The sequence below is a fragment of the Anaerobacillus sp. ABR4_321 genome, assembly GCF_056158505.1.
The window spans coordinates 1,930,591-1,947,247 of record NZ_JBSWTK010000001.1; the positions used below are offsets into that span (position 1 = coordinate 1,930,591).

General features: G+C 42.0%; 17 protein-coding genes. 13 read left to right on the forward strand and 4 right to left on the reverse strand.

Annotated elements, in window-relative coordinates; translation table 11 throughout:
* Positions 1–5: 5 nt before the first annotated feature.
* From ACXADT_RS09885 to pheA, 6 genes are all read left to right on the forward strand, one after another.
* Positions 6–338, forward strand: coding sequence for a ribosomal-processing cysteine protease Prp (locus ACXADT_RS09885; protein WP_270179443.1), 333 nt, complete (start codon positions 6–8; stop codon positions 336–338).
* A 13-nt stretch (positions 339–351) separates the two neighbouring features.
* Complete coding sequence (rpmA, locus tag ACXADT_RS09890) at positions 352–642, forward strand: 50S ribosomal protein L27 (protein ID WP_224878597.1); 291 nt, start codon at positions 352–354, stop codon at positions 640–642.
* Between the two features lie 180 nt (positions 643–822).
* On the forward strand, positions 823–1,356 hold the full coding sequence (locus ACXADT_RS09895) for a Spo0B C-terminal domain-containing protein (protein WP_270179442.1): 534 nt from the start codon (positions 823–825) through the stop codon (positions 1,354–1,356).
* Positions 1,357–1,365: 9 nt separating this feature from the next.
* On the forward strand, positions 1,366–2,649 hold the full coding sequence (gene obgE, locus ACXADT_RS09900; RefSeq protein ID WP_270179441.1) for a GTPase ObgE: 1,284 nt from the start codon (positions 1,366–1,368) through the stop codon (positions 2,647–2,649).
* 76 nt (positions 2,650–2,725) lie between these two features.
* Positions 2,726–3,175 (forward strand): ACT domain-containing protein, encoded by a 450-nt coding sequence (locus tag ACXADT_RS09905; protein WP_270179440.1) that lies wholly within the window; start codon positions 2,726–2,728, stop codon positions 3,173–3,175.
* 9 nt (positions 3,176–3,184) lie between these two features.
* Positions 3,185–4,048 (forward strand): prephenate dehydratase, encoded by an 864-nt coding sequence (gene pheA / locus ACXADT_RS09910; protein WP_474810940.1) that lies wholly within the window; start codon positions 3,185–3,187, stop codon positions 4,046–4,048.
* Between the two features lie 73 nt (positions 4,049–4,121).
* On the opposite strand, the gene ppdK is transcribed toward pheA, so the two are convergent.
* Positions 4,122–6,788 (reverse strand): pyruvate, phosphate dikinase, encoded by a 2,667-nt coding sequence (ppdK, locus tag ACXADT_RS09915; RefSeq protein WP_474810942.1) that lies wholly within the window; start codon positions 6,786–6,788, stop codon positions 4,122–4,124.
* Positions 6,788–7,606, reverse strand: a complete 819-nt coding sequence (locus ACXADT_RS09920) for a pyruvate, water dikinase regulatory protein (RefSeq protein ID WP_474834474.1) — start codon at positions 7,604–7,606, stop codon at positions 6,788–6,790. The genes ppdK and ACXADT_RS09920 overlap by 1 nt, the downstream gene beginning before the upstream one ends.
* Positions 7,607–7,942: 336 nt before the next feature.
* On the opposite strand from ACXADT_RS09920, the gene ACXADT_RS09925 reads away from it, so the two are divergent.
* The gene (locus ACXADT_RS09925) at positions 7,943–9,175 is read left to right on the forward strand and encodes a threonine synthase (protein WP_474834476.1); all 1,233 of its coding nucleotides are present in this window, start codon (positions 7,943–7,945) and stop codon (positions 9,173–9,175) included.
* 3 nt (positions 9,176–9,178) lie between these two features.
* Here the strand turns inward: ACXADT_RS09925 and ACXADT_RS09930 are convergent, their stop codons facing one another.
* Positions 9,179–9,694 (reverse strand): CBO0543 family protein, encoded by a 516-nt coding sequence (locus tag ACXADT_RS09930; protein ID WP_270179435.1) that lies wholly within the window; start codon positions 9,692–9,694, stop codon positions 9,179–9,181.
* Between the two features lie 200 nt (positions 9,695–9,894).
* Positions 9,895–10,434: a transcription repressor NadR gene (locus tag ACXADT_RS09935; RefSeq protein ID WP_270179434.1), complete on the reverse strand. Its 540-nt coding sequence runs from the start codon at positions 10,432–10,434 to the stop codon at positions 9,895–9,897.
* A gap of 262 nt (positions 10,435–10,696) precedes the next feature.
* On the opposite strand from ACXADT_RS09935, the gene safA reads away from it, so the two are divergent.
* The 6 genes from safA (at position 10,697) to ruvA (ending at position 16,645) form a co-directional block, all read left to right on the forward strand.
* The gene (gene safA / locus ACXADT_RS09940) at positions 10,697–12,493 is read left to right on the forward strand and encodes a SafA/ExsA family spore coat assembly protein (RefSeq protein ID WP_474834478.1); all 1,797 of its coding nucleotides are present in this window, start codon (positions 10,697–10,699) and stop codon (positions 12,491–12,493) included.
* A 181-nt stretch (positions 12,494–12,674) separates the two neighbouring features.
* Positions 12,675–13,373, forward strand: a complete 699-nt coding sequence (locus ACXADT_RS09945; RefSeq protein ID WP_474834480.1) for a hypothetical protein — start codon at positions 12,675–12,677, stop codon at positions 13,371–13,373.
* A gap of 76 nt (positions 13,374–13,449) precedes the next feature.
* Entirely contained in the window at positions 13,450–14,076 is a 627-nt protein-coding gene (locus ACXADT_RS09950; RefSeq protein ID WP_270179431.1) for a YhcN/YlaJ family sporulation lipoprotein, read from the forward strand.
* A gap of 113 nt (positions 14,077–14,189) precedes the next feature.
* Positions 14,190–14,939, forward strand: a complete 750-nt coding sequence (locus ACXADT_RS09955) for a YebC/PmpR family DNA-binding transcriptional regulator (protein WP_270179430.1) — start codon at positions 14,190–14,192, stop codon at positions 14,937–14,939.
* 92 nt (positions 14,940–15,031) lie between these two features.
* Positions 15,032–15,574, forward strand: a complete 543-nt coding sequence (locus ACXADT_RS09960; protein ID WP_270179429.1) for a BofC C-terminal domain-containing protein — start codon at positions 15,032–15,034, stop codon at positions 15,572–15,574.
* 468 nt (positions 15,575–16,042) lie between these two features.
* Positions 16,043–16,645: a Holliday junction branch migration protein RuvA gene (gene ruvA / locus ACXADT_RS09965; RefSeq protein ID WP_270179428.1), complete on the forward strand. Its 603-nt coding sequence runs from the start codon at positions 16,043–16,045 to the stop codon at positions 16,643–16,645.
* The last annotated feature ends 12 nt before the right edge of the window (positions 16,646–16,657 follow it).

Consider the following 16,657-nt stretch of genomic DNA (forward strand, 5'->3'; position numbering starts at 1 on the left):
CTGACATGATTCGTTTCAAAGTGAAACGCGATTCTCATGACAGAATCATTTCATTTTCTCTCTCTGGACATGCAGATGCTGGACCACATGGTTATGATATTGTGTGTGCTGGCGTATCTGCTGTAACGTTCGGGGCGGTTAATGCAATTGAATCCCTTTGTGATGTAGAACTCATAATTGACATGGAAGATGAAGGGGGCTATCTCAGTTGTACAGTTCCTGCTCGTTTAGAGCAGCGTACAGATGAGAATGTTCAACTTCTTCTTCGAGGAATGGAAGTTTCTATTTCCTCAATTGCCGAAGAATACGGTAATCATATTCAAATCACTCACACATAGGAGGTGGGACATTATGTTGAAAATGAACCTTCAGTTTTTCGCATCCAAAAAAGGTGTAGGTAGTACGAAGAACGGTCGTGACTCAATCTCCAAGCGTCTTGGAGCTAAGAGCGCAGATGGCCAAATCGTATCCGGTGGCTCTATCCTTTTCCGTCAGCGTGGAACTAAGATTTATCCTGGTACAAACGTTGGCCGCGGTGGAGACGACACTCTATACGCGAAAATCGATGGCGTTGTTAAGTTTGAGCGCCTTGGACGTGACCGTAAACAAGTAAGTGTATATCCAGTTGCGAAAGAAGCGTAAGCAGCTAAGAAAAACTCTAACCGTTCGGTTAGAGTTTTTTGATACGATAGACTTTAATAACGAACAGTCGAGTGACGATGCACGATGAAAAACAACTAGGGATCGATTTCTTTTGAAAACAATATGAAATGCAATTATTGTTATAATGAAGGAAATGGATAGAGTATTGGGAGTGCAAATATGTCTAAAAATTGGAATACCTTTGAAGTACTGCGCCATTCTCGACATGATTGGTTGAATCGTCTGCAGTTAATCAAAGGGAACCTGGCCCTCGATCACATAGACCGAGCTAAGGAAATTATCGAAGAGATTATTATCCAGTCAAGACAAGAAGCAAAATTATCGAATTTAAATGCCCCAAAACTTACAGAATATATACTGACGTTTAACTGGTGTAACCATTTATTTCAGTTGGATTTTGAAGTCATCGGGGATGAATACGATATATCTAGCTATGAAACAGAACTGATTGAATTAGTTGCTCGGTGTACAGAAGCGATCGAAGGACAGGTGACCTATCCTGCAGATCATCACTTACTGTTGACGCTTCAGCTGTATCATGAAGAAATTCATCTAGTTTTTGATTTTCAAGGTGAGTATGCTAATTCACAAAAGCTCAAAGATGAATTCGAGAATTTTGAAATCAAAAGTGCTCATCTGACTCGATTTGAACACTCAGAAAATGAGCTTGTAAGCACGTTTTTGATTAAATGAGGTGAAAGAATGTTTGTAGATCAGGTCAAAATATTTGTAAAAGCTGGCGATGGCGGAAACGGCATGGTAGCTTTTCGTAGAGAGAAATATGTACCAGACGGTGGACCTGCCGGAGGAGATGGAGGAAAAGGCGCAAGCGTCATCTTCGAAGTTGAGGAAGGTCTCCGTACTCTGATGGACTTCCGTTATAACCGTCACTTTAAGGCAAAGACTGGTGAACATGGTCGTTCGAAGAACCAGCATGGCCGTGGTGCTGAAGATATGGTCGTTAAAGTTCCACCTGGAACGGTCGTTTCCTATGCAGATACTGGTGAACGAATTGCTGACTTAACTGAGCACGGTCAACGCGCTACAATTGCAAGAGGTGGTCGTGGAGGCAGAGGAAATACAAGGTTCGCTTCTCCATCAAATCCTGCTCCAGAGCTATCAGAGAATGGAGAGCCGGGAGAAGAGAGAGAAGTTACTCTTGAATTGAAGGTCCTCGCAGACGTTGGTTTAGTAGGATTCCCAAGTGTAGGGAAATCGACGTTATTATCAGTTGTTTCCGCAGCAAAACCGAAAATCGCTGCTTATCATTTTACAACGATCGCACCGAACCTAGGTGTTGTCGATACGAAAGATGGACGTAGTTTTGTAATGGCTGATCTTCCTGGACTTATTGAAGGTGCACATGAAGGTGTTGGCTTAGGACATCAGTTCCTAAGACACATCGAGCGTACGCGCGTTATCGTTCATGTCATCGATATGTCAGGGATGGAAGGCAGAGATCCATTCGAAGATTATGAAAAAATTAACGAGGAACTAAAACAGTATAAGATGCGTCTTATGGAACGTCCTCAGATTATCGTTGCGAACAAAATGGACTTGCCTGATTCTGAAGAGAATCTGAAGATCTTTAAAGAGAAGCTTCAAGAAGACTATCCGATCTATCCGATCTCAGCAGTTACAAGACAGGGGTTACAAGAACTCCTATTTGAAATTGCAGATAAGCTAGAAACGACGCCTGAATTCCCGCTCGACGAGGAGAAGGAAGAAGAAAGCAGAGTCGTTTACCGTCATGAGAAAGAAGCGCCTGATTTCTATATAACGCGTGATGACGACGGTACATTTATTGTGAACGGTCCTCGTATTGAACGACTCTTCAAGATGACAGACTTTGATCGTGAAGACAACGTTCGCAGATTTGCTCAACAAATGCGTAGCTTGGGCATTGATGAGGCATTGCGTGAACGAGGAGCGGAAGATGGAGACGCTGTTCGGATCCTTGAGTTTGAATTTGAGTTTGTAGATTGATCTAAGCAGAAGACTGTCCAAGTGGGCGGTCTTTTTTGCAAATCTACTTGTGATTAGGAGAGAGGTGAAAGAAGTAATGAGTAATGGCGAGAAAAACTTTTTCTTAGTACGTGAAGACGTCTTATCCGATTCCATGCTAAAAACACTTAAGGCTAAGCTGCTGCTCGAAAGTGGCGCTGCAGATTCTGTTAGAGAAGCGATCGATCAAGTAGGGGTGAGCCGAAGTGCTTTTTATAAATATCGGGATACGATCCTTCCATTCCATACGATGATCATCGAACAGATCTTCACGCTCTCGATTCACCTAGAAGATCGCTCAGGAGCTCTATCTAACGTTTTGAGCACCGTTGCATCACTTGGGTGCAATATCCTTACAATCAACCAGACGATACCTCTTCAAGGATACGCGACAGTTATCTTAACGATGGAAATAGGAGAATCAGACTTGCAATTGAATAGCTTAATCGATAGAATCAAACAGATTGAAGCTGTGAACAATGCAGAAATTATTGGCTCAGGAGCATAGGGGGAAGACATGAAAAGTCAATCGAAAATTGGTTTTTTAGGTCCTGAGGGGACCTTTACTGAAATCGCTGCTAAAACTTTGTTCGAAAAAGAAGATAGAATACCGTTTCCTACGATCAAGACTTGTCTTGAAGCGGTTGAAGAAGGTCGTATCGATTATGGAGTCGTGCCATTAGAAAACACGATTGAAGGCTCCGTCAATATGACCCTCGATCTACTGTCTCAACAAGTTTCACTTCCTATAGTAGGAGAGCTTGTACTACCGATTCGTCAGCATTTACTCGTCTTACCAGAACTAGAGAATTTGAGTGATATCAAGACGGTTCAATCCCATCCTCACGCCATTGCTCAATGTCATCATTTTCTTCAACACGCACTTCCTGAAGTTGAATTGAAGAATGTTGCTTCCACGAGTGCAGCGGCTGAGTTTGTAAGGGATTCAGGTGATACTCGTGAAGCTGCCATCGGAAATGATCTTGCTGCCGAAAAATACGGATTAAAGATAGCGAGGTCGAACATTCACGATACAGAAGATAATGATACTCGTTTTTTAGTCGTACATAAAACACCTGAACCATTACCGAGGACGTCCCTTTTTAGAGAAGATCGGGTCACGTATAAGATTATTCTGCCGTCCGATTATCCAGGTGCTCTTCATCAAGTGCTTTCTGCATTCGCATGGAGAAACCTCAACTTAACGAAAATTGAGTCCCGTCCGATGAAAACGGGCCTTGGGAACTACTTCTTCATTATCGATGTCGAAAGACCGAACAAAGAAATCTTGTTAAAAGGCGTAATGGAAGAGATTAAGGCATTAGGAATCGGAATCTCAGTGCTAGGTGAATATCCTTGTTTTGTAGTCAATGGGAAATAAAAAGGCAAGAGGGGAGCCCCTCTTGCCTTTTGTTTTTCTTAAGATTTCGGTGAAGTTTTCAATACTGTACTAGTTAATTGTATTGAAGACTCTTATTATTCTCCTTGCGGATGGTAGCCTGTGCGGCCGCAAGCCTTGCGGAAGGAACGCGGAAAGGTGAGCAGCTTACATAATCCAATCCCTTTTGGAAACAGAAATCGATCGACTCCTTTTCTCCGCCATGTTCTCCGCAAATTCCCGTTTTTAAAGTAGGTTTTGTTTTCCTTCCTAGTTTGACACCGTTTTCTACTAATTTTCCAACGCCGTCCTTGTCTAGTGAGACGAACGGATTTTTAGGGAGGATGTCGCTTTCCACATAATGTTGGAGAAACTTGCCTTCTGCATCATCTCGACTAAAACCATAGGTTGTTTGTGTGAGGTCATTCGTTCCGAAAGAGAAAAAGTCAGCTTCTTCTGCAACCTGGTCGGCTGTTAGTGCAGCACGAGGGGTTTCGATCATCGTGCCAACAAGATAGTTAAATTCTTGACCTGTTTCTTCCTGCAGCTTATTCCCAATCGTGACCACGAGCTGACGCATCTCTTTTAGTTCGTTCACATGGCTCACTAGTGGAATCATGATTTCAGGTTTCACACTTATTCCCTTTTTTATCACGTTTGCCATCGCGTTAAAAATAGCGATAACTTGCATTTCATAGATTTCAGGGTGGATCATTCCTAAACGACAACCACGATGTCCTAACATCGGGTTAGATTCCTCCAATACTTTCACTTTTCGGAGGAGATTTTGTTTCTCTCGTAACTCGTTTGAGTCTGGATCCGTAAGTTGTAGCTTAGTCACCGCAACAAGAAGCTCTTCTTTGTCTGGTAAAAACTCATGCAGCGGTGGGTCTAATAACCGTACTGTAATGGGGTGGCCCTGCATCGTTTCAAAAATTCCTTCGAAATCCTCTTGCTGCATAGGGAGGAGCTTTTCAAGTGCTTCCTTCCGTTCCTCAGTTGTTTCAGAGAGAATCATACTTCTTACAGTAGGAATGCGTGAAGCATCCATGAACATGTGCTCTGTACGGCAAAGTCCAATGCCTTTCGCTCCAAAATCGAGTGCTTTCTTTGCATCGATTGGATTATCTGCATTCGCTCGTACTTCCATATTTGCTTCTTCATCGGCCCAACGAAGCAGTAATAGGAAATCGTCAGATAGCTCAGGTTCGATCATCGGAATTTCACCGAGAAAGATGTGACCTGTTGAGCCATCGATCGTAATGGTATCTCCTTCATGAACGGTTGTGGAGCCTACCATAAATTGCTTCGCCTCAAGATTTATTTTTAATGAATCACATCCGCATATACAGGCTTTTCCCATCCCTCGAGCTACGACAGCTGCATGGCTCGTCATGCCACCTCTGCTCGTAACAGTAGCTTGAGCAGCCACGATTCCATGAATATCATCAGGTGTCGTTTCAGGACGAACGAGGATGACTCTTTCTTTATTCTTTGATCGAACCTCAGCTTCATCCGCATCAAAAACGACGATTCCTGTGGCTGCGCCTGGGGAAGCAGGCAAGCCGGTCGTTAACTGGCTACTCTTATGGTTAGGATCGAGGCGGTGGTGCAGAAGCTGACTTAGCTGTTCAGGATCGACACGTAACAGTGCTGTCCGTTGATCCATAATCTTTTCCTTTACCATTTCTACAGCAATTCGAATCGCTGCTTGAGCAGTTCTTTTTCCTGTTCGCGTTTGAAGGATAAATAGTTTTCCACGTTCAACAGTAAACTCAATGTCCTGCATATCTTTGTAGTGATCTTCTAATAGGTTGCACGTATCTACCAATTGCTTAAACACATCAGGCATTTCATCTTTTAGGGTGGAGATCGGGCGTGGAGTACGGATCCCTGCAACGACATCCTCGCCTTGCGCATTGATTAAATATTCTCCATAAAGCTTTGACTCTCCAGTGGATGGGTTGCGGGTAAAAGCAACGCCAGTTCCAGAATCTTCTCCCATATTTCCAAATACCATGCTTTGAATATTAACAGCTGTCCCAAGATGACCCGGTATGTCGTGGAGGCGGCGATAAAGGACTGCACGCTGATTGTTCCATGAATCAAACACGGCATCGATCGTAAGGAAAAGTTGGTCCTTTGGATCTTCAGGAAAGCTTCTGTTCGCTTGTTGACGTACAATTGTTTTGAATTCTTCGATCACTACTTTCCAATCTTCGGCTGTTAGTTCCGTATCAGATTGGTATTCTTGTTTTTCTCTAAAGTCTTCTAGCAGATGCTCAAAATGGTAGTGATCAACATCTAGCACTACGTTGCTGAACATTTGAATAAAGCGACGGTAAGAATCATAAGCGAAACGAGGATTATTTGTAAGTTCTGCCATGCCTCTTACTGTATCATCGTTCATTCCGAGATTGAGTACAGTGTCCATCATCCCTGGCATCGAATGAACAGCTCCTGATCGTACCGATACGAGGAGAGGATTGATCGGATTCCCAAATTGTTTATCAGTCTTGTTTTCAAGTGTTTTTAATGCTTCTAATACTTGTGATTTGACTTTAGGAGAAATCGTTTGTTCGGCATCATAGTAGGCTCTGCAAGCGGCAGTAGATATTGTAAAACCGTACGGTACGGGCAATCCGATACGCGTCATCTCTGCTAAATTTGCTCCCTTACCGCCGAGTAGTTCCTTGCCGCCATTTTTGGAATGATCAAATAAGAATACAAATTTGTTGTCCATTATTTAAAGCTCTCCCTTTTATTAATGATGGATAAGATAATATCAGCTGTCTCTTCAATCGCTTTATTAGAAACATCGATCACTGGACATCCTATTCGTTTCATAATGTTTTCAGCGCTTGTCATTTCATCGAAGATTCGATCGAGTGATGCATAGTTGGCTGAGTTTGTTAAACCAAGACTTTTTAATCGTTCTTTTCTGATCTCATATAGTTTCTCAGGTGAAATCATCAACCCGATGCATTTCTTTCTTGGTACATTAAATAATTCTTGAGGAGGAGGAACTTCTGGAATGAGCGGTATATTCGCTACCTTATATTGCTTGTTGGCTAAGTACATTGAAAGTGGGGTCTTCGATGTTCTAGACACCCCTACTAACACGATGTCTGCATGCTTTAGTCCCCAAACTTCCTGACCATCATCGTATTTTACAGCAAACTCAATCGCTTCCACTCGCTTAAAATAGTCCTCGTCTAGCTTCCGCATTTGTCCAGGTTGACGACGTGGCTCTATATTAAATTTCTTTGTGAAGGCGTCTAACAAAGGTTGCATCAAATCAACAACGACCACTTCTTCTTGATGTGCTTTTGCGTCTAGATGGTGCTTTAAATCCTCTAAAACGATCGTGTAAGCGATGATGGAATTACTGTACTTGGACGCAGTAATAACATTGTTAATGTCCTGTGTGTTCTCTACATAAGAAAAGTGTTTAATATTGACTTCTCGGCCAAAAAATTGGCTAGCTACAGCTTTCACCATTATTTCGGCGGTTTCACCTACGGAATCAGATACAACATAGACCGTTTCCTTATTCGTCACTATCAATCTCCTTATCTCTTAGAATTTAAATTCGTATGGACTAGAGTTCTATGTATAGAAAATAACAAACTAATGTGTCACTATATAATTATAAAAGATTTAAATATAGTGTAATAATTATTATATAGTATAACACTATTAATAGTTTTGTGTATCCTAAAAGTCAATTGGTTTTCAATAAAATTTAATGTTCAATCATTTATGCGTAATAAATGTAGGGGCTAATATATTTCCTTATAAAAAAATTGTTCAATAGAACTGTAAAAATCGTTCTGTTATACTTGGTTATACTACTTATGTTCAGAAAATTCAAATAAAATTACTGGAGGATAATCGATGAAATACAGTTTTGTTTCTCATTTGTACTGTCCAAAGTGTGGTAAGAACTATGACACAGAGGATCAAAATCAGCTATGTAAATGCGGATCGCCGTTACTTGTTGCGTATCATATGGAAGAGCTTAAGAAAGTGTTGCGTCCTGAGCACCTTAATGAACGTCGCCCTGATTTATGGCGTTATCATGAGCTACTTCCTGTCAAAAGGGAGGAGAACGTCGTATCACTAGGTGAAGGCATGACTCCTATCATTAAGATGGATGTCATAGGAAAAGACATGAACATTCCAAATCTTTATATGAAAGATGAAGGCCTTGTGCCAACCGGTTCTTTCAAGGCAAGGGGGGCAGCGGTGGGTGTCTCAAAAGCAAAAGAAGTGGGTGTGACGGAGCTTGCGATGCCAACGAACGGAAATGCTGGGGCAGCCTGGTCGCTTTACTGTGCAAGAGCAGGTATTTCATCTACGATCGTCATGCCAGTTAACGCGCCAGAAGTAACAAGAAAGGAGTGCCTTGCGGCGGGTGCGAACCTTTTTCTTGTCGATGGACTAATCGGTGATGCTGGGAAAATCGTTGCAAACGCTGTAAAAGAGTATGGAATGTTCGATGCTTCAACCCTTAAGGAGCCGTATCGGATAGAAGGGAAAAAAACGATGGGGCTCGAGATTGCTGAGCAGTTTCATTGGGAAGTGCCGGATGTCATTCTTTATCCTACAGGTGGCGGTGTGGGGTTGATCGGTATATACAAGGCGCTTAGGGAGTTGCAAGAGCTAGGGTGGATCGATGAAATGAAAATGCCGAGACTCGTCGCTGTTCAAAGCGAAGGGTGTGCTCCAATCGTGAAAGCCTGGGAGGAAGGACAATCTTATGCAGAACCGTGGCAGGATGCCTCAACTATAGCCTTTGGAATTAACGTTGCGAAAGCGCTAGGAGATTTTCTAATTCTTGATGCGATTAGACAGACGGAAGGGTGTGCGATATCGGTTAGTGAAGATTCTATCATGAGTGAGTTGAGGACGGTTTCATCTTTTGAGGGCGCATTCGTATGTCCTGAAGGTGCGGCGGCGTTCGCAGCAGCGAGAGCCCTTCGTGAGCAAAATTGGATTAAGGAGAATGACAAGGTTGTCATACTTAATACAGGAGCTGGAATTAAATATCCTAATACGATTCTAGGAGATAGTAATGTGTTGCATCCTGAAGAGGCCTTAGTAATGGACAAGGATGTATCTCGTTAAAAGCTATCTCATTTTTACAAGCGGCACTTCAAAAATCATACATAACATTGCGATAAAAACGAAGGAAAGCACCCAAGTGAAGATCGGGTGACGCTGGTGCAGCGGGATAAAGGTAAACGTCGTCACGTTAAACAAAATCGACCACCATAATGACCAATCGTTATTGTATACAATATAATCTACCTGTAGAACGATCGCTTCAAGACCTGAGAAGATGCCCACCCACACGAGAAAACGGATCAATCGCTTTTTGAAGGAAGTTGGGTAGTTTGTTAAATAAATTAGGACGACAACAGGAAACTGAGTGAAAATGATCCAGAAATCAAGAAGTGTGTGATTAGGAAAAACACCCGTCACATCTTCCCACTCCCATGTCGGGTACTCGTATGTAATGACGTTATAAAGCACCGCATTGATGACCATATAAAGCATTGTTGGGTAGTACCGCTGCCAGTTCTTCCAGTCTCCGTAGCGGATGGAAGCTAGAAGAAAGAGTGCCGAAACAAAAATTGATATCATGATCTTCGCCTCTTAAACTCGTCGTTGCTTTTAGTATGCTCGAAAATAGAATCGATAGTAAATTATTTACAAATAAGCTGCGTGCAAAAGAGGCTGATCATCGGATAGGTATTTAAGGATTTGGAGTATTACGATTTGTATTGAAATAGCTCGGGGCACCCTTCTACAACAGGGTGCCCCTCATAAAAATATTTTTGCTCTTACTCCAAAAGGAAACCCTTTTTACGCAATGCGTTACAAACAGCTTCAATTTGTGCTTCGGAATTTGCTTCGATCGTGTGAAGGTGGATACCTGAAGTTAGTTCAGAAAGTAAAGAAGCATTTGTAGCAGATAATCTTGCGATGAATTGATCAGCCTCAAGTCGATTGCTTACAAACAGTGAAGCCTGTAAATCCCCATATAAAGGGTGTTCAACCGTTACGTCCTTAACCGTACCGCCATTATCTACGATTGTATAGAGTTCTTCTTTCGTTTCTTCATGAGAATGTTTGCATGCTACAATACGTTTTGTTCGTTCGTTTTGTTTATTGTTTTCAAACATCACATAGCCTTGTGATGTTGCTATGATCGGTTCATTTCTAGCTTTTAAAAGGGATATATCCTGAACGATTACTTGACGACTCACATTTGTCTTTTGTGATAAATCGCTCCCAGTAAGCGGTCGATCAGCCTCTTGTAACCACTTTTTAATCAGTGAGCGCCTATCTTCTCCTAATATCTTTTCTCCATCTTTTGGCAAAACGAATACCCCTTTCTATCTAGTTCACCTTTATTATAGCTTCCACCATCATTAACTTGAATAAAAAATTGATGATACTATTATAGATAACTTATTTCGAAGAGGAAAGTGCTTATTTTTTTATACACGATACATATGAAAAGCCCTCACGGCATATTTATGTCATGACCTATGCCTAAAAAAAAGGTAGCAATCTGCCTAGTAGTGCATACACTGTACTGAATTTCAATGTACTGACTTTGTACAGGAGGGAGTTTTCATTTTGAAAATACATGTCGTTCAAAAAGGCGATACGTTATGGAAGATCGCTAAGAAATACGGCGTAAATTTTGAAGAGCTAAAAGCTGTAAATACGCAGCTGAACAATCCTGATATGATTATGCCAGGTATGAAAATTAAAATACCTTCAGGAACAGTTCCTGTTAAAAAGAAAGAAATGCAAATGAAGAAAAAAGAGATGTTCAAGAAGAAAGAAGCACCTAAACAGGTGAAACCAAAAGAAAAACCATCTATTAATATGCCGATCAATAATGAATTAAATATGGGTCTTAATATGAATATCATGCCTGAGAAAGAAAAACCTAAACAAGTAAAGCCTGAAATGAAGAAACCAGAAGCGAAAAAACCAGAAGCGAAAAAGCCTGCAGCAAAGCCTGAGAAAAAAGCAAATGAAAAGGCAGCAAAAGGAAAAGCTGAGAACTTATTTTATCCAATGAGTGACGAAGAAGTGTTGAGTGAATTTGAATCTTCCTCAGGAATGGGGATGCCTGCACCTCCAAATGCCAACCTCGGAAATGTAGCAGGTGCTCAAAAGGGTAATGGAGGCTATCCAGGATCCGTAGCCGGAGCACAAATGGGGCAAGGAAACCAGGGCTATCCGAATTCAGTGGCAGGAGCGTATATGAATCATGGAAATCAAGGTTATCCAGGATCTGTAGCGGGAGCACAGATGGGGCAAGGGAACCAGGGCTATCCGAATTCAGTGGCTGGCGCATATATGAATCACGGAAATCAAGGTTATCCGGGATCCGTAGCCGGGGCACAAATGGGTCATGGAAACGAAGGTTATCCAGGATCTGTGGCAGGAGCGTATATGAACCACGGGAATCAAGGCTATCCAGGATCGGTAGCTGGAGCACAAATGGGTCATGGAAACCAGGGTTATCCAGGATCCGTGGCAGGAGCGTATATGAATCACGGGAATCAAGGCTATCCAGGGTCCGTAGCTGGAGCTCAAAAAGGGAACTATTATGACGACATGGAAAGTGATGGTTCAGACGTCGCAGGGGCATATGAGGGCAATAACGGTTATCCAGGCTCAGTTGCTGGCGCATATCAAGGGAATAATGGGTATCCAGTAGCCGGAGCGCACATGGGCAATAACGGCTATCCAGGCTCTGTAGCGGGGGCGCATTCACCTAATCAGCAATTGGCAGGAGCTTATGGAAACAACGGTTACCCTGGTTCTGTAGCTGGTGCGCATATGGGTAGCAATAAAGAAAATTACTCCGGAGACATGGAAAGTAGTAACGGAATGGATGTAGCAGGGGCTTATGGAAACAATGGCTATCCAGGCTCAGTAGGAGGTGCCTACGGAAATAACGGTTATCCTGGAGCGGTAGCTGGTGCACACCAAGGTCCGAATGCGAATATGCCTGGTTATCCTTCCGTAGCTGGAGCACAGATGGGGAATCAGGGCTATCCAGGCTCTGTTGCAGGGGCGTACAACTCTGGCAACCACCAGTATCCAGGAGCAGTAGCTGGGGCACAATCTCCATATGCTAATAAAGCGAATGAAGAATATCCAGAAGCAGTTATGGGCGCACAAGGAGGATATCCTAATCAAAACGTAGCTGGAATGATGTCCCCTTATCCAAATCAACCGATGGTTTCCCCTTATCAACAGCATGACTGTGGGTGTGGATCCCAGGTTTCTCCATACCAGCAAATGCCTTACGCAAACCCTTACTATGGGAACGCGAACATGGTGCAAGGAGCAAACAAAGCACCCATGATGGATTATATGGATATGGAAAGTAGCTATGCTGAGTCACGATAATCATCACGAGGAGCGTATCCTGCAAGGGATACGTCCTTTTTTTCATTCGATAACCTGTGTTAAATCAAATGTTTGCCGTGGTAAAACTCATAATGGAAAGAATGTCTTCATAAAAGGAGCTAAAAGATATCAAACTGTATTGAAGCAGGTTTTGCTTTCACAAAAGTGTCCATTTTCGTTCATGAAAATTGTTCCTTTTGAGGATGGTGAATGGATAAAAGCTAGCGAGGGTCTGTATTGGATTTGTACGTTAGCTGAAGATGGAAACAGCCTTGATTATTCAAGAGTTGAGGAAAGAAAGCTTGCTGTTGAAAAGCTCAATCACTTTCACACAGAATCATATGGTTTAAGGGGAGACGGTTTATTTCTCGTTTCTTTGAAGAGAAAATGGATGAACAGATTGATGAAGTTTGAAGAAAGTGTACAAGGTGAAAATAAACTGATTAAGCTCTATACGAACATTGGACATCACGTTCTTGAAGAAATGGATGACGAATTGACTAACTTAGAGCATAAGGCGTTTGAAGAGGGCTGCATCGTTCATGGAGATCCTGCACATCATAATTTTATCTATAACCGAACGAAATTGATGCTGATCGACGGTGACCTCGTATCATACGCACCTAGAGAATACGATTATTTGCAATTGATGATTAGAATGCTTCCATTTAGCGAGTGGTCTCTTGATGAGTGGTTTTCTTATAACATCCCTAGTATCGAAAATATCTTGAACAACCCAACTTATACAAAACTGCTCGCTTTTCCTGCAGATTTTTATCGTGAGTGGCTTATCGATCCTGAAGGAAGAGATGAACTTCTACGAAAAACACTCGTTGAACATGATAAGAGATATCCAGCTATGCTACGCCTTTTGAGTTAGTCCCTTTCTTGCCAAGACATAACAGATTAATTTGGAACACCTCCTGCCATGCTAATAATGAAAGGAGGTATTTCATATGAAAAAAACAGTAGTGACACTCTCCACATTGATGCTTGCTGGAGGTCTAATAGGGTGTACAGCAGATAACGAAGCTATGGACACGCGCTATAACGATTCGGGTCGACCAATCGGTTATTATACGAGTGAAGATAATAATAACGATTATCGAGAAGGCGCATTTACAGATATGATTGACAGAGATTATGCCAATGGTGTAAAAGCTCCCGATGAGAAGCAGATCGATAAGCGTCATGGTATGAATGGTCCTGGGTATATGCGTAACGGCGAGGATTATTCTGGATATGATAACAATCTTTCGCAGAGACTCTCAGATCGCATCGAGAAGCTTAAGACTGTTGAAGATGCACGTGTCATCGTGTATGGAGATCAAATCATGATCGGTGTTGAAACGAACAGAGACGACCGAGAAGCTGTAAAAGATCAAGTTCGCAGTGAAGTAGCAAAGCTCGCGAAACAAAAAAATGTTTCGATCTCGACTGATAAAGACGTTGTAAACAGAATGGGCCGTGTTGATGATCGCCTCGAAAATGGCGATGGGTTCGAAGAAGTTCAAGCAGATGTGAATGGCATTTTAAATGACATTTCGAGTGCAGTTCAACGTCCGTTTCAAAACAATAGATAATATAAGAAGAACAGGGTTCTCCCTGTTCTTTTTGTATGATTCCGTTTAGTTTATCCACCTGATTTCATGTGTTATAGTATATGGACGAAATCAGTTGGAAGGGGATATTGACGATGGCAGGACATTCGAAGTGGAAAAATATACAACGAAGAAAAAATGCTCAGGATGCAAAACGTGGTAAAGTATTTATGAAGCTTGCGAAAGAGATTTTTGTTGCAGCCAAACAAGGTGGTGGGGACCCTGAGACAAACCCAGCCCTTAGATTAGCTGTTGATAAAGCAAAATCCTCGAACATGCCAAATGACAATATCGATCGTGCGATAAAAAAGGCTACTGGCGATTTAGATGGTGTTAATTATGAAGAGATCGTCTATGAAGGGTACGGTCCTGGCGGTGCTGCTGTAATGGTCGAACTCTTAACAGACAATAAAAATCGAACAGCTGCAGAAATTCGTCATGCGTTTAGTAAGAACAAAGGCAACATGGGCGAGAACGGATGCGTAGCTTTTTTATTCGATCGTAAAGGGCTGTTTGTTATCGATCGAGCTGAAAATGATGCAGATGCTGATGAGTTGATGTTAGAAGTAATCGATGCAGGAGCAGAGGAAATGGAGACCCATGAAGATTCATTCGAAATCTATACGGATGCACAGGAATATCAAGCAGTAAAGGAAGAGCTTGAGAAGAGAAATATTATCTTTTCGTCTGCAGAAATTACGATGATTCCTCAAACATACGCTCCTCTTGGGGAAGAAGATGGAGTCGATATGTTAAAACTGATCGACATGCTCGAGGATAATGACGATGTTCAAGAGGTATATCATAATGCTGAGATAAGTGACGAGGTATATGAGAAGTTTTGAAGAGCTACATGGTGATGTAGTTCTTTTTTTTGTACATATTATCTTCACTGCTGGGCACGCTAACAGAATCTAAAAGAAAGGTGCTAAAAATTGTGAAAAACCTATTCGGCTTTTTAGTAGTGCTTATTCTGATTATGGGTTCTTTGCCAGCACATGTACTGGCGGTTGAAAATGCCCAGAGTGAGCGTGAATTTGATGAAAAGCATTATCATATGGATGGACCTATGGTTATTGAAGTAATCCTAAGAACTAACTATGCAGATGGAGTTTCCACGGAGCAATCCATTCAAAAAACCGTCTGGTCTATGGAAGATTTCTGGAGTGAGTATGCGGGATGGCAGCTTGTTAACCAAGATCACGGTAAAATGGTCTTTGAACGCAAAATTGAAGATATTTCCCCGGCTATGAAGGAGAATGGTCATTTCGGACTTACAGATGATGGCGTTCTCACGATTTTTGAAGGAAAGCCAGATGAACAGAAAGTCATACAAACGTTCTTTCAAATCGACGTTGGTAAAGTAGAAAGCTCCAGACTTAAGGAGCTTGCTGAAGGTATTCCGATAGAGTCCTGGTATAACTTTGAAGACATGCTCCATACGTTTTATAAAATAAAGAAATCACAACCTGTCCGTTAGGATGGGTTGTTTGATTTTTAGAGTAAAATGTGAGACTCGCAGAAACTCCGATAATTCTCTCTTTCAACAGAACGCAAGTGTTCTATTTCAAGAGTTCCAATATCTCCGTTTCTAAACGCTCACCTACACTTTTCATGCCTAAACGCCCTCTTCCGCTTTTCGTGTGATCCAGCTGCAGAGGGCAGGCTCTCGATCGCTTCACCTTATCAATTGAACACAAAGGGCGTGTTCATTTGATAAGGCTCCAGCGCTTGTCGAGCCTAATCGCCCTCTTCCGCTTTTCGTATGATCCAGCTGCAGAGGCCAAATACTCCGGTAGTTTCGAAATGTAGATTGAGACAAAAAGCGTCTCATTCTACATTCCTCCAACTCCCTGCGTATTTAAACGGCCTCTTCCGCTTTTCTTATAATATGATAAAATAAAAAGATATAGAAATGCATGTTCGTATGCGATGGGGAGAGAGTTTTTTGATTGAGTATATTAAAGGTAATGTTGAATATATAGATACTGAGTATATTGTTATCGAATCGAATTCGATTGGGTATAAAGTTTTTTGTGGGAATCCGTTTACGTTTCAGAGGTATAGAGGTCAGTCTATTCAGATTTTTACGCATCATTATGTGAGGGAGGATCTTATTGCGCTTTATGGTTTTCCGACGAGAGAAGAGCGTCTTTTGTTTGAGAAGCTTTTGAATGTTTCAGGTATCGGTCCTAAGGGAGCGCTTGCGATTTTAGCTACAGGCGAGCCTGATAAAGTAGTTAGTGCGATCGAGTTAGAGGATGAGAAGTTCTTGACGAAGTTTCCAGGTGTCGGGAAGAAAACAGCTCGTCAGATCATACTTGATCTGAAAGGAAAATTAAAAGGATTCGGTGAGCCGCAGGAAGGTCTTTTCGCTGTGGAAGAGACAGAAGAAGATGGTACGCATGAACTTGAAGAAGCCATCGAAGCTTTGAAGGCACTTGGCTATGCTGAACGAGAAATTAAGAAAATAAAGCCTGGGCTTCAGGAAGAAGTGCTTTCGACAGATCAATATATTAAAAAAGCGCTTCAGCTTATGCTGAATCGTTAAGGAGGGGTCATA

Coding starts and splice junctions, on each gene's coding strand:
- ACXADT_RS09885 (WP_270179443.1), top strand. CDS start 6: ATGATTCGTTTCAAAGTGAAACGCGATTCTCATGACAGAATCATTTCA.
- rpmA (WP_224878597.1), top strand. CDS start 352: ATGTTGAAAATGAACCTTCAGTTTTTCGCATCCAAAAAAGGTGTAGGT.
- ACXADT_RS09895 (WP_270179442.1), top strand. CDS start 823: ATGTCTAAAAATTGGAATACCTTTGAAGTACTGCGCCATTCTCGACAT.
- obgE (WP_270179441.1), top strand. CDS start 1,366: ATGTTTGTAGATCAGGTCAAAATATTTGTAAAAGCTGGCGATGGCGGA.
- ACXADT_RS09905 (WP_270179440.1), top strand. CDS start 2,726: ATGAGTAATGGCGAGAAAAACTTTTTCTTAGTACGTGAAGACGTCTTA.
- pheA (WP_474810940.1), top strand. CDS start 3,185: ATGAAAAGTCAATCGAAAATTGGTTTTTTAGGTCCTGAGGGGACCTTT.
- ppdK (WP_474810942.1), bottom strand. CDS start 6,788: ATGGACAACAAATTTGTATTCTTATTTGATCATTCCAAAAATGGCGGC.
- ACXADT_RS09925 (WP_474834476.1), top strand. CDS start 7,943: ATGAAATACAGTTTTGTTTCTCATTTGTACTGTCCAAAGTGTGGTAAG.
- ACXADT_RS09930 (WP_270179435.1), bottom strand. CDS start 9,694: ATGATATCAATTTTTGTTTCGGCACTCTTTCTTCTAGCTTCCATCCGC.
- ACXADT_RS09945 (WP_474834480.1), top strand. CDS start 12,675: ATGAAAATTGTTCCTTTTGAGGATGGTGAATGGATAAAAGCTAGCGAG.
- ACXADT_RS09950 (WP_270179431.1), top strand. CDS start 13,450: ATGAAAAAAACAGTAGTGACACTCTCCACATTGATGCTTGCTGGAGGT.
- ACXADT_RS09955 (WP_270179430.1), top strand. CDS start 14,190: ATGGCAGGACATTCGAAGTGGAAAAATATACAACGAAGAAAAAATGCT.